Origin of the sequence: Mitsuokella sp. UBA4253 (genome assembly GCF_002395285.1) — a bacterium.
In the GTDB taxonomy this organism is placed as follows: domain Bacteria; phylum Bacillota; class Negativicutes; order Selenomonadales; family Selenomonadaceae; genus Mitsuokella; species Mitsuokella jalaludinii.
The window spans coordinates 26,909-39,246 of sequence record NZ_DGWR01000008.1 but is presented as its reverse complement, the minus strand read 5'-3'; the positions used below and the strand labels follow the sequence as shown (position 1 = coordinate 39,246).

Genomic DNA, 12,338 nt, shown 5'->3' with positions numbered 1-12,338 from the left:
TTGATATGGAAAAGAGGAAGATACTCTTTGCCTGTGATCTCGACAATACGCTATTTCATTCATATAAGAATCAAGCAGAAGGAGATGTATGTGTCGAGTATATAAATGGCAATCCGCAGAGCTATATGTCGTCAGCCAGTATTCGTATGCTTCATACAATCTGTCAGTCAGATCGAGTGGAATTTATGCCGCTAACGACCAGATCTATAGAGCAGTATCGTCGAATCGATTTTCCTGATGGCTGTAATCCTGACTACGCCTTAGTCGGTAATGGGACGAATCTGCTCGTGCGAGATAAGATAGATGTAGCATGGCAACAGACATCAGCATGTATAGAGAAAAGATATCACGATATACTGATGGATATATATCAGCGCTGTGAAAAAGACTCACATTTTCATTTAGCCAAGATAGTCGACGGGATGTTTATAAATGCCATCTGTGAAACAGTGAGTAAGCTGATGGATTGTGCAAATGAATATAGTGTATTGGCAGTAAAGAATGGTCTTTGTGCGAATAGCAGCGGGCGAAAGCTCTATATCTACCCTGCAGATTTTGATAAAGGCGAGAGTCTTAGTCGGTTCTGTGATAAATTTAACTTTGATGGAGTACTGGCGGCTGGCGACAGTACGATGGATGCAGGTATGCTACGCTATGCTGATGCAGGCATTAGCATTAGCAGTGTTCTGCCGTACATGCAGTCTGTTCGATTAGAGGATACAGTTGATGGTTTCGGTGAAAAAGTACTAGAGTGGGTATGCGAGCAGACTGATTTAGCAATCTAACAGTATGTAGTAGTGTTAAGGTAATGGTAACGACTGCGGCACTGGTTGTGGTTTTTCTGTACTTGCAGGTAAGGTCCTTCTGATTCCGTTGTATGATTGTGGCTATTGTTGTGATTATCTTGGTCTTATTCCGCATCATGATGTGCACTCATCTTCCGCTTGGATGCGCGGCGCCGTACGAGGCTGGCGTCCTGTATCATCCGCCCCTGTTCATCTTCTCGACAGATGCGCAGGAGCTCTTTGTCCATGCCCTCTATTGCGTGGAGTGCCTTCGCATAAGCACCCATCGAGACAGAGGGGCTTCCTTTTTCGATCTGCCAGATTGTCGTCTGGCCAAGTCCTGAGCGTTCGGCAATCAAGCTCGCTGGGATATTCCTGCGAAGACGAGCTAACTTGATCTGTTCACCCATCTGTTGCAGGATGCGGCGGATGCTCGGTGTTAGAATGATCCGTTTTCCCATATAGCAAAACTTCATAACATTTGCATTTGCAAATATTATACAATATAACATCTGCAAATACAAATATTATGTGGCTTAAATATCGCACAAATGGAATCTGGATAGATGCTTGCTCAATCGTGGCTCGGGGCAGAGTCATCCTTTCATGCACACTGTTTCTATTCATTGACAAGATTATCACTCTATATTAAAATGTCTGTAAAACATACTAACGAACTATGCATATAGAGTGAGGGATATATATGAACGAACAGGAAATCCTCCAGAAGATCACGGATGAATTCTACTGGTTCCACCGCCATCCGGAACTTTCTTATGAGGAAGTCGAGACGACGAAGCGCCTGAGAGACGACCTCGCGGCTGCTGGCATCGAGGTCCTCGACCTGCCGCTCAAGACGGGCCTTGTCGCCAAGGTTGGTACAGGTGAGGCGCCGTTCATCGCGCTGCGCTGCGATATCGACGGCCTGCCGATCCAGGAGGAGTCGGGTCTTGCCTATGCGTCTGAGCACGCGGGCCGCATGCATGCCTGCGGCCATGACTTCCACATCAGTGCGGTGCTCGGCTCGGCGTACCTGCTCAAGGCGAAGGAGCGCGAGCTTCGCGGCACAGTCTACCTGATCTTCCAGCCGGCAGAAGAGGCGCCGGGCGGCGCGTGCAAGGTCATGGAGACGGGGGTGCTCAAGGACGTACAGGCCATCTTTGGCCTGCACACCTCGCCGCTCTACGATGTCGGCACGCTCGGCATCCGCTCGGGCGCGGTGACGGCGTCTGTCGACAAGTTCACCGTGACGTTCCACGGCAAGGGCACGCATGCAGCTCATCCGGAGCGCGGCATCGACCCCATCATCATGGCCGCGAGCTTCGTCACGGCTGCGCAGAGCATCGTCTCGCGCAATATCGACCCGGCACACCCGGGCCTCGTCTCCATCACGCACATCGAGAGCGGCAATACCTGGAACGTCATCCCTGAATCCTCGTGGCTGGAGGGCACGGTGCGCTGCCTGACGGCAGAGGACCGGAAGCTCATCAAGAAACGCATCTACGAGCTGGCAGAGGGGCAGGCCGCATCCTTTGGCGGTCATGCAGAACTCACCTGGTATGCCGGCCCGCCGGCGACGGATAACACGCCGGACTGGACGGACTTTGCCATCGAGGTGGCGAAGGAGGCGGAGCTGGACGTCGTGCCCGCGCCCGTCAATCTGGCCGGCGAGGATTTCGCCTACTACCAGGAGAAGATCCCCGGCGTATTCGTGCTTGTCGGCACGGGCAAGTCGCCGGCTAACCACAATCCGAAATTTCACGTTGATCCGGCAGCACTCGGACCGGCTGCCAGATATATGGCAAGACTCGCCGTGGAGGCCTTTGCGCGCCTCTGAGGCGATGCGCCAAGATAAGGGGTAAGCAATGAAAATCATCGATGCACATCTTCACTTTGGGTCGGATGCCTACTTTGACGAGATCGCGAAGGCAGCCGAGCACGAGAACAGCGCCGACCACCTGCTCGAGCAGTACAGGATGCGCGGCATGGTGCACGGCATCGTCATGGGCAATCTGCCCGTCGAAGTGCTCGCGCCAGCGTATCCGTCCTTCCTTTCGTACTGCATCGGGCTTGACAGCCAGGTATTCGACATGGAGAAGCTGCCGCAGAAGCTCCATCTCATCGAGCAGCATTTGAGGAGCGATCGCTGTGTCGGCATCAAGCTCTACCCGGGCTACGCTTCGTTTTACCTCTACGACGACAGGCTCGCGCCAGTCTACGAGCTCGCCGCGCGCTACGACAAGCCGGTCGCGGTCCATACGGGCCTGACGGCGACAGACAACGCGCTCTTGAAGTACAGCCATCCGCTCGTCATGGATGAGGCGGCGACGAAGTTCCGCAAGGTGCGGTTCGTCATGTGCCACTTTGGCGAGCCGTGGTTTACGGATGCGGCAGCCGTCATTGAGAAGAACCCCAATGTGGCGGCAGACCTCTCGGGCCTTTTAGAGCGCAAGATCCCGGATTTTGGGGCTTTCTGCGAGAAGAAGCATTTCTACATCGAGCGCCTCAAGGGCTGGCTCGAATACCTCGACCTCTACGACCGCTTCATGTTCGGCACGGACTGGCCGCTTGCCAATCTCGGGGACTACATCGCCTTCACGAAGGAAATCATCCCAGAGGAGCATTGGGATGAGGTATTCTACAAGAATGCCATGCGCATCTACCATCTGAAGCCAGAAGCGATGCTCGACAGCTGATGCATATAGGACAAAGTGAATCGGCAACAAAAAATACGGTATCCGTCTAGGATACCGTATTTCTGTTGAGCATGGGATGCAGATCTCAGTGTGCACCGGCAAGGCGCTTCTCGTAGAAGCGCTGGCGGCGCTGGGCGATGATCGTCTTGGCTTCGCTGTCGCGGTCCATCTGATGGCGCGTGAAGCGGTGATGGCGGGCGAGCAGGTAGTAGTAGAGGACGATGCCGATGAGGGAGATGGCACCAGCTGCGATGTAGACGAAGGAGAAGCCGAAGGCCGGGACAAAGCTGCCGAGCGTGTATGGGCCGACGCCGATGCCGAAGTCAAGCAGGACGAAGTAAGTGCTCGTCGCGACGCCGACCTGATGCATCGGTGCGCAGTGGACGGCAAGAGCATGGCAGGATGCCGTCGTCGTGCCGTAGCCGAAGCCGAGGAAGAGTGCGCCGATCAGCATGGCTGCGTCCGTGCTGGCCGTACCGATGAAGCCCATGGCGACGGCCATGCAGATGAGTGCCGGGTAGATGACGATGTTGCCGCCGAAGTGGTCGAGCAGGTAGCCAGTCAGCGGGCGGCTGATGAAGGAAGTAGCGGCGAAGCAGAGGAAGAAGCCCGTCGCGCCGATGCCCGTGATGCCGATGTGAGCCGTGTAGGCGCCGAGGAAGCTCAGGACCGTGGAGTAGCAGACACCGGCCATCAGGGCGATGCAGGAGATGGCGAGTGCCTTGATGGAGAAGAAGCGGTCGAACGAGATCTTGTGGAGATCTGCTTTCTCTTCTGGCAGGATCGTGCGCTCCGGCGCCTTGATGAAGAAGGAGAGCGCGAAGATCAGGAAGGTTGCGGCCGCGCAGATCTCGATGGCGAGCGTGAATTCCTTGGCGGACGTGAGGTTCATGGCGATGAAGGGGCCGATGGCCGAAGCCATCGTGACGCCGAGCGTGAAGTAGCCGATGCCCGTGCCCATGCGCTTGAGCGGGACGAGTGCGGCGACGACCGTGCTCGCTGCCGTCGAGGTCGTGCCGAAAGACAGGCCATGCAGGAAGCGGACGAGCATGAAGACCTCGAGCGACGGCGCGAGCTCGTAGCAGAGGACGAGCAGGAAGAACATCAGCGTGCCGGCAAGGAACATCTTGCGGCGGCCGACGAAATCGATGAAGCGTCCAGCTGGGATGCGGGCGAACAGGGCACCGACGATGAAGAGGCCAGAGGCGAGGCCGGCCATGCTGATGGAAGCATTCCAGGTGTAGATGGCATAGGCCGTAGACCAGAGCATCAAGAGGAAGTGGACCGAGTAGACGAGGAAGTTGACACCGATGTCAAATACGTAGTCACGCGTCCAGAGGCGCGTCGGGGCAGCTGAATCTGCCATGACAGAAGACTCCTTTCCAAGCGAAACCTGTTTCTTATGATGATGGCGCGGATGATGGACCGCCGTGCAGTGCGCGACCGTCAGCATGCGATGGGCATCGCTCGCTGACATGCCAGTCTCTGCACAGAGCGCTTCAACATAATCCGAGGGAATCCGATAATTCAATGCGTTCACCTGCTTATCTAAAATATCTATGAATGAAATCTGAAACTTAGTATAGTCATCTTCAGAGAGCACGTCTAATGTATAATTTTCACAAATAGGATGCAAATTGTGCATAACCATGGCGATCCCTGCCGTTTTTTGCAGAAAATGCATGCGAGATTCCTTGTATACATGAATACAATGCAAAATAATCATGGAAATGAAGCAGGAAAACGTTGTCAGCCTAGGTTACCGTGCATATAATAGACTATAACCTAAAGTAATTATGCACGATATGCAAGAAACGAGGAACAAAATGGAATTGACACAACTGAAGTACTTCCAGGCGATGGCCAAGTGCCGTCACTTCACGCAGGCAGCCGAAGAGATGGCCGTCTCGCAGTCGGCTCTTTCTCGCTCCATCCAGAAATTGGAGCAGGAGCTCGGCGTCACCCTGTTTGAACGCCATGGCCGCACCTCGGATCTGACGGAGGCCGGGCAGAAATTCCTGTTCCACGTCGACCGCGTGATCCGCGAGCTCGCGCTGGCGGAACAGGAGATCGAACTCGACAACGGCGGTGCAGGCGTCGTGCATCTCTCCTTCCTGCACTCGCTCGGCGACACGTTCCTGCCGCTGATCCTGCGCCAGTTCCATGAGCGCTACCCGCACATCGATGTCAAGCTCAACCAGCAGAGTTCTTCGATGCTCGCCGAGCAGCTGACGAGCGGCGAGACGGATATCTGCCTCTGCTCGACGATGAATGAACCGGATACGGCCTGGATGTACCTCTGGTCGGAGGAAATGTTCCTCGTCGTGCCGGAGGACCATCCGCTCGCGCAGAAGTCGCGCGTCAGCCTGCGCGAAGTCGGGGATGAGCCGTTCGTCGCTCTGAAGCCCGAGTACACGCTGCGCCAGCAGGTCAACCAGTTCCTCGACCTCGCAGAGAGCCATCCGCAGATCATCTTCGAGGGCGATGAAGTCCACACGCTCGTCTCTTTCGTCGCGGCGCATCTCGGCGTCAGCGTCCTGCCGCACGTGCCATGCACAGAGCACCTCGGCGTCGTCTTCGTGCCGATATCTTTCCCGCTCTGCAAGCGCGCCGTCGGCATCGCCTGGAACACTTCGCGGCCACTCTCGCCGGCAGCTATGACCTTCCAGCAGTTCACCATCCACCACTTCGTGCACGAGGGGGATATTCCACTGACGCAGCCCGATGGCAGAGGAAACGCGGCGCGCTGACTTGTCGATGTTCCGTAATATTGATATAATTATATGATGACTATCATATGAGGTGATTGGAATGACAATGGAAATCAAGATGGAAACCGTAGTGAAGCGGTTCCGCGACTATATTTCCTTCAATACACAGTCGGATGAGGCAAACGACAAGGAATGCCCGTCGACGCCCGGCCAGATGGTGTTGGCCAAGCACTTGGCTGACGAGCTTCGGTCCATCGGCCTCACGGAGGTGACGGTGGACGAGCACGGCTACGTCATGGCGACGCAGCCGGCCAACAATGGTGGAGATGGCCCCGTGGTCGGCTTTATTTCGCATCTCGACACGAGTCCGGATGCGTCGGGTGGCCCTATCCACGAGCAAATCATCCATGCGTATCCCGGCGGGGACATTGTGCTGAACAAGGAGAAGGGAATCGTCTTCTCGGTCGCGGACTTCCCGGGCATCGAGCGCTACAAGGGCCAGGACATCATGATGACGGACGGCACGACGCTTTTGGGTGCAGATGACAAGGCCGGCGTCACGGCCATCGTCAGCGCTGCGGAATACCTCATGGCGCACCCGGAGATCTCGCACGGCAAGATCCGCCTAGGCTTCACGCCGGATGAGGAGACGGGCCGCAGTGCAGACCGCTTCGATGTCAAGGTGTTCGGCGCGGATTTTGCCTACACGGTTGACGGCGGCGAGCTCGGCGGGCTGGAGTACGAGAACTTCAATGCGGCGAACCCGACCATCCTCTTCCATGGCCGCAGCGTCCACACGGGCGACGCGAAGGGCAAGATGAAGAATGCCGTCTCGATGGCTGCGGAGTGGCAGCAGATGTTGCCGGCCGGCGAGAAGCCGGAGTACACGGAGGGGCATGAGGGCTTCTTCCATGTTCACACCGTCGCGGGCAGTGTCGAGCTCGTCACGATGGAGATGCTCGTGCGCGACCACGACCGCGCGCACTTCGAGCGGCGCAAGGCACTGCTCGACGATATGGCCGCATTCTTCAACAAGAAGTACGGCGAGGGCTCCGTCGAGGTGCATCACCGCGATGTCTACTACAACATGCTCGAGAAGATCGAGGATGGCAATCTCTATGTCGTGGAGCTCGCGCGCGAGGCGATGGAGGAAATTGGCATCGAGCCGGATGTCCAGCCCATCCGCGGCGGCACTGACGGCGCACGCCTCTCGTTCATGGGTCTGCCGTGCCCGAATCTCTTCACGGGCGGTGCGAACTTCCACGGCCGCTTTGAGTACCTGCCGCTGCCATCCCTGAAGAAGGCGGCGGAGCTCGTCCTTGCGATCATGGTCAAGGCAGCTTCCTGCAAGGGCAAGGCTGGCAAATGAGAATGCAGCAATGAATTGACGCGTCAGGCAACCTGGCGCGTCAGTGTTATGGATATGTGGATATCCGACTGATGAGACAAGCAATCAGACAGATAAAAGGAGATTTTTCTTTATGGCAATACTGGAAATCAAGAAAGCAGGGGCGCCGGTCCTCAAGGAGGTCTGCGCTCCGGTGGAGAAGATCGACAAGGGACTGCGCAAGCTGCTCGACGACATGGCCGTCACGATGTACGAGAGCGACGGCGTCGGCCTCGCTGCGCCGCAGATCGGCCGTCCCATCCGCGTCGTCGTCATCGACTGCCAGGACGACCACGGACTCATCGAGCTCATCAACCCGGTCATCACCTTCCGCGAGGGCACGGCAACGGATACCGAGGGATGCCTCTCCGTGCCGGGCATCTACGGCGAGGTGGAGCGCGCAGCGAAGGTCAAGGTGGAGTTCCTCAACCGCCGCGGCAAGAAGCAGCATTTGACGGCGACGGGCCTTCTGGCACGCTGCATCCAGCATGAGCTCGACCATCTCGAGGGCCAGCTCTTCATCGATATCGCAAAGAGTCTGCACAGGGGGAATCAGGCGTGAAAAAGTTCCGAGTCATTTTCATGGGCACGCCGGAATTTGCCGTGCCGTGCCTCGCAGCTCTTTATGAGCACTGCGACGTCATCGGCGTCGTGACGCAGCCCGACAAGCCGAGAGGGCGCGGCCAGAAGCTCGTGCCGTCGCCGGTCAAGGCCTGGGCGGAGGCGCACGGCCTGCCGGTCTGGCAGCCGAAGAGAATCAAGGAGGAAGACTTCACGGCCTTCCTCGAAGAGCAGAAGCCCGACCTCATGGTCGTCGTGGCCTTCGGCCAGATTCTCTCTCAGCGCATCCTCGACATCCCGCCTTATGGCTGCATCAATGTACACGGTTCACTCCTGCCGCGTTACCGCGGCGCGGCGCCGATGCAGTGGTGCGTCATCGACGGAGAGAAGAAGACGGGGATCACGACGATGTTCATGGACGCTGGGCTCGACACGGGCGACATGCTGCTGAAGGCGGAGTTCCCGATCGGTCCGGACACGACGCTCGAGGAGGTGCACGACGGCCTCATGGCGCTCGGCGCCAAGGTGCTCATCGATACGCTCGAGGAGCTCTCGGCCGGGACGCTCAAGCGCATCCCGCAGACGGGCGAGTCGAATTACGCGCCGATGCTGACGAAGGAGACGGGCCACATCCACTGGCAGGACTGTGCACAGAAGATACACAATCTCGTGCGCGGCCTCGACTCGTGGCCGGGGGCTTACACCTTCCTTGCAGGCAAGAAATACAAGATCTGGCGCACGCGCTGTACGACTGAGAAGACGGAAGCGCAGCCGGGCACCATCCTTAGGGCCGACAAGAAAGAAGGCCTCTTTGTAGCAGCGGGCGACGGCGTGCTCGAGATCACGGAGCTCCAAGCGCCTGGCAAGAAGCGTATGGCCGCGAAGGATTACCTCAATGGTCACGCGATTGCTCTGCCCGCAACGTTTGAGGATTGAATATGACAAAAGCAAAGAATGATTACGTGCTGACGGGGCGCCCGAAGAAGCGGCTGTTCATCGGCATGCTCTCTCTGACGGCCGTCCTCATGGCGGTCATCCTCTACGCCATCTGGTACATCGGCGTGCCGGGGCTCCGCGCCATCCAGCCCATGCTGCCCTGGCTCATCGGCGCTGTGTTCACCTTCTTGGTGGCAGGGGCGTTCTTCAGCATCTTCAACATGGTCCTCGCTGTCGCACATCTGCCGTACCTGCCGTTCCTGCAGCGCCAGACGTATGAGCTCATCAACCTGCTCTTCCCGCTGGCCGTGCGCCTCGGCAGCATCTTCGGCATCCGGCGCCGCAAGCTCGAGGGCTCCTTCATCGCGGTGAGCAATCTCCTGTTCAACCGCATGGGCATCCGCGTGCCAGCCGACCGGCTGCTCGTCGTGACACCGCACTGCCTGCAGCTCGCCTCATGCCCGCACAAGATCACGCGGGACCCGGAGAACTGCAAGCGCTGCGGCCGCTGCGATATCGGCGCCCTCGTGACGCTGTCGCATGAGATGGGCTTCCACTTCTTCGTGGCGACGGGCGGCACGCTCGCGCGCCAGATCGTCTATAAGACGAAGCCGAAAGCCGTGCTGGCCATTGCCTGCGAGCGTGACCTCATGAGCGGCATCCAGGACGTCTACCCGCTGCCGGCCGTCGGCGTGCTCAACATCCGTCCGAACGGACCGTGCTACAACACGCACGTCGACATCGAGGAGGTGCGGGCACAGCTCGAGAAGATCATCATACCGAAACCAAAAGAGAAACAATGAGTGATACGATACGTAGTCAAGAGTCAAGACAAATGAGGTGGATCTATGGATAAAGCGCGCGAGACGGCAGTCCGCATCCTATACGAAGTACATGAGAATGGCGCCTATGCCAATGTGGCGCTTGCCAAGGCACTGCGCCAGGCAGAGCTTGGCGAGCAGGACCGCCGCTTTGTCACGGAGCTCGTCTACGGCACGGTCAAGGCCGGCGGCACGCTCGACTGGATCCTGCGCCGCTACGTCAACCGACCCGTGCGCAAGATCCAGCCGCTCGTCCGCGAGATCCTGCGGCTCGGTCTCTACCAGCTCTTCTACCTCGACAAGGTGCCGGTTTCGGCAGCCTGCAACACGGCTGTAGAGCTGGCCAAGGGCATGGGCATGAAAGGGCTCGCGGGCTTTGTCAATGCCGTGCTGCGCACGGCAGTGCGCGAGCCGGAGAAGGCCGCATTCCCGAGCGGGAAGGGCCATGCGACGGAAAACCTCGCCCTCTCCAGCCAGCATCCGGAGTGGCTCGTGCGCCGCTGGGTCAAGACGTTCGGCTTTGAGGCGGCGGAGAGACTCTGCCGCTTTGACAATGAGCAGCCTCTCCTCTCCGTGCGCACGAATACGCTGCGCACGGACCGCGATGCGCTGCTCGAAGAGCTCAGGCAGGCAGGCGCGGAAGTCGAGCCTTCGCTCTGGGCTCCCGAGGGCATCCTCGTGCGCCGTCACGGCGCACTCGATGCGCTCGCACCGCTTCAGCAGGGGCGCTGTCAGGTGCAGGATGAGAGCTCGATGCTCGTCGCACATGTCGTAGGGCCGCAGCCTGGAGAGTTCATCATCGACTGCTGTGCGGCGCCGGGCGGCAAGACGACGCACATGGCGGCGCTCATGCACGACAAGGGCCGCATCCTCGCCGGTGACATCTATGACCACAAGCTCCAGCGCATCGAGGAGAATGCCGCGCGCCTCGGCATCCAGATCATCGAGACGGAGGAGATTGACGCGCGAGAGATCGGCGAGCAGTATGAGGCGATGGCTGACCGCGTCCTCGTCGACGCGCCGTGTTCCGGTCTCGGCGTGCTGCGCCGCAAGCCGGATGCCCGCTGGCGCAAGACGGCAGACGAGATCGCGGCCTTGCCTGACCTGCAGCTTTCCATTCTCGAGAGCGCAGCGAGGGCCGTCAAGCCGGGCGGGGTGCTCGTCTATAGCACCTGCACGATCGAGCTCGCCGAGAATCAGGGCGTCGTCAGCCGCTTCCTCGAAGCGCATCCGGAGTTCGCCTTGGAGACGACGGGCCATTACCTGCCGCTGCCGACGAAGCATGCGGAGTCGAAGATGGTTCAGCTGCTGCCGCATGTCGACGGCACGGATGGCTTCTTCATCTGCCGCATGAAAAAGACAAGCAAGACAGACAAGAAAGGATAAGACGTTGAACGATATTTTGGGGTTGACCTGCCAGGAACTCCAGGCAGCGCTGCAGCCGTTCTCGCTGCCGAAGTACCGCGCCAAGCAGATCGCGGAGTGGATGTACCAGCGCGGTGCCACGAGCTTCGGTGATATGACGAACCTCTCGAAGAAGCTGCGCGAGGAGCTGTCATCTTCGCTGGCGATTGGCCGCCCGCGCCTCAAGGACCGCCTCGATTCGGCCGACGGCCACACGACGAAGTTCCTGCTGGAATTTGCTGACGGCACGGCCGTAGAGACAGTGCTCATGCGCCAGCCCTACGGCAATAGCATCTGCGTCTCGACGCAGGCCGGCTGCAACATGGGCTGTGCTTTCTGCGCATCGACGCTGCACGGCATGGCGCGCAACCTGACGAAGGGCGAGATCCTCTCGCAGGCCATCGCGATAAACGACATGCTGCGCGGGGAAGGGCGCGGGGAGAAGGTCGACACCGTCGTCATCATGGGCTCGGGCGAGCCTCTGATGAACTACGAGAACGTGCTCGGCTTCATCCGACTGCTGCATGAGGAATACGTCCTCGGCCTGAGCTACCGCAGCATCACGATCTCGACTTCCGGCATCGTGCCGCAGATGTACAAGCTCGCAGATGAGGGAATCCCCATCTCGCTCTCTGTCTCGCTGCACGCGCCGAACCAGGAACTCCGCAGCGAGCTCATGCCAATCAATCGCAAGTACCCGCTCGCTGATGTCGTGCGCGCGGCGCGCCACTACGCGGAGACGACGAAGCGCCGCGTGACGTACGAGTACATCCTCATCGATCACGTCAATGACGGGGAGGTGCAGGCAAGAGAACTCGTCTCACTGCTGCGCGGCCAGCTGGCCAGCGTCAATCTCATCCCCATCAATCCTGTGGCTGAGCGTCATCTGCTGCGCCCGTCTGCCGCACGCATCGACTGGTTCGAGCACTACCTCACGGCGCATCATCTGACGGTCACGGTGCGGCGCGAGATGGGGACGGACATCCAGGCAGCCTGCGGCCAGCTCCGCAATAAGCACCTGGAAGAGTGACCATTTC

Annotated in this window: 12 protein-coding genes; 10 read left to right on the top strand and 2 right to left on the bottom strand. The window is 58.7% G+C overall.

The genetic code is table 11. The annotated features are described in order from the left end of the window. The first annotated feature begins 5 nt into the window (after window positions 1-5). Window positions 6-785 carry an HAD hydrolase family protein gene (locus tag B2X55_RS04015; RefSeq protein ID WP_286820982.1) on the top strand — a complete coding sequence of 260 codons (780 nt, stop codon included), beginning with the start codon at window positions 6-8 and terminating at the stop codon, window positions 783-785. 125 nt (window positions 786-910) lie between these two features. On the opposite strand, the gene B2X55_RS04010 is transcribed toward B2X55_RS04015, so the two are convergent. Continuing rightward, window positions 911-1,246, bottom strand: a complete 336-nt coding sequence (locus tag B2X55_RS04010) for a helix-turn-helix domain-containing protein (protein WP_055160852.1) — start codon at window positions 1,244-1,246, stop codon at window positions 911-913. A gap of 242 nt (window positions 1,247-1,488) precedes the next feature. On the opposite strand from B2X55_RS04010, the gene B2X55_RS04005 reads away from it, so the two are divergent. Further along, complete coding sequence (locus B2X55_RS04005; protein WP_286820980.1) at window positions 1,489-2,622, top strand: amidohydrolase; 1,134 nt, start codon at window positions 1,489-1,491, stop codon at window positions 2,620-2,622. A 28-nt stretch (window positions 2,623-2,650) separates the two neighbouring features. Continuing rightward, entirely contained in the window at window positions 2,651-3,481 is an 831-nt protein-coding gene (locus tag B2X55_RS04000; RefSeq protein ID WP_286820979.1) for an amidohydrolase family protein, read from the top strand. Window positions 3,482-3,566: 85 nt separating this feature from the next. On the opposite strand, the gene B2X55_RS03995 is transcribed toward B2X55_RS04000, so the two are convergent. Then, window positions 3,567-4,958, bottom strand: a complete 1,392-nt coding sequence (locus tag B2X55_RS03995) for an MFS transporter (protein ID WP_270528088.1) — start codon at window positions 4,956-4,958, stop codon at window positions 3,567-3,569. A gap of 349 nt (window positions 4,959-5,307) precedes the next feature. Between B2X55_RS03995 and B2X55_RS03990 the strand changes: the two genes are divergently transcribed. From B2X55_RS03990 to rlmN, 7 genes are all read left to right on the top strand, one after another. Then, window positions 5,308-6,231, top strand: coding sequence for a LysR family transcriptional regulator (locus tag B2X55_RS03990; RefSeq protein ID WP_036378053.1), 924 nt, complete (start codon window positions 5,308-5,310; stop codon window positions 6,229-6,231). Window positions 6,232-6,310: 79 nt separating this feature from the next. Continuing rightward, window positions 6,311-7,561 (top strand): peptidase T, encoded by a 1,251-nt coding sequence (gene pepT / locus B2X55_RS03985; RefSeq protein ID WP_414683485.1) that lies wholly within the window; start codon window positions 6,311-6,313, stop codon window positions 7,559-7,561. Between the two features lie 112 nt (window positions 7,562-7,673). After that, complete coding sequence (def, locus tag B2X55_RS03980; protein WP_036378051.1) at window positions 7,674-8,141, top strand: peptide deformylase; 468 nt, start codon at window positions 7,674-7,676, stop codon at window positions 8,139-8,141. Further along, a complete protein-coding gene (gene fmt, locus B2X55_RS03975) occupies window positions 8,138-9,076 on the top strand; it encodes a methionyl-tRNA formyltransferase (RefSeq protein ID WP_279181831.1) in 939 nt (312 codons plus the stop codon). The genes def and fmt overlap by 4 nt, the downstream gene beginning before the upstream one ends. A 2-nt stretch (window positions 9,077-9,078) precedes the next feature. Next, entirely contained in the window at window positions 9,079-9,879 is an 801-nt protein-coding gene (locus tag B2X55_RS03970; RefSeq protein WP_278743249.1) for a DUF116 domain-containing protein, read from the top strand. 45 nt (window positions 9,880-9,924) lie between these two features. Beyond that, window positions 9,925-11,283, top strand: coding sequence for a 16S rRNA (cytosine(967)-C(5))-methyltransferase RsmB (rsmB, locus tag B2X55_RS03965; protein WP_278823581.1), 1,359 nt, complete (start codon window positions 9,925-9,927; stop codon window positions 11,281-11,283). Between the two features lie 4 nt (window positions 11,284-11,287). Next, a complete protein-coding gene (gene rlmN, locus B2X55_RS03960) occupies window positions 11,288-12,331 on the top strand; it encodes a 23S rRNA (adenine(2503)-C(2))-methyltransferase RlmN (protein WP_286820977.1) in 1,044 nt (347 codons plus the stop codon). Window positions 12,332-12,338: the final 7 nt, after the last annotated feature.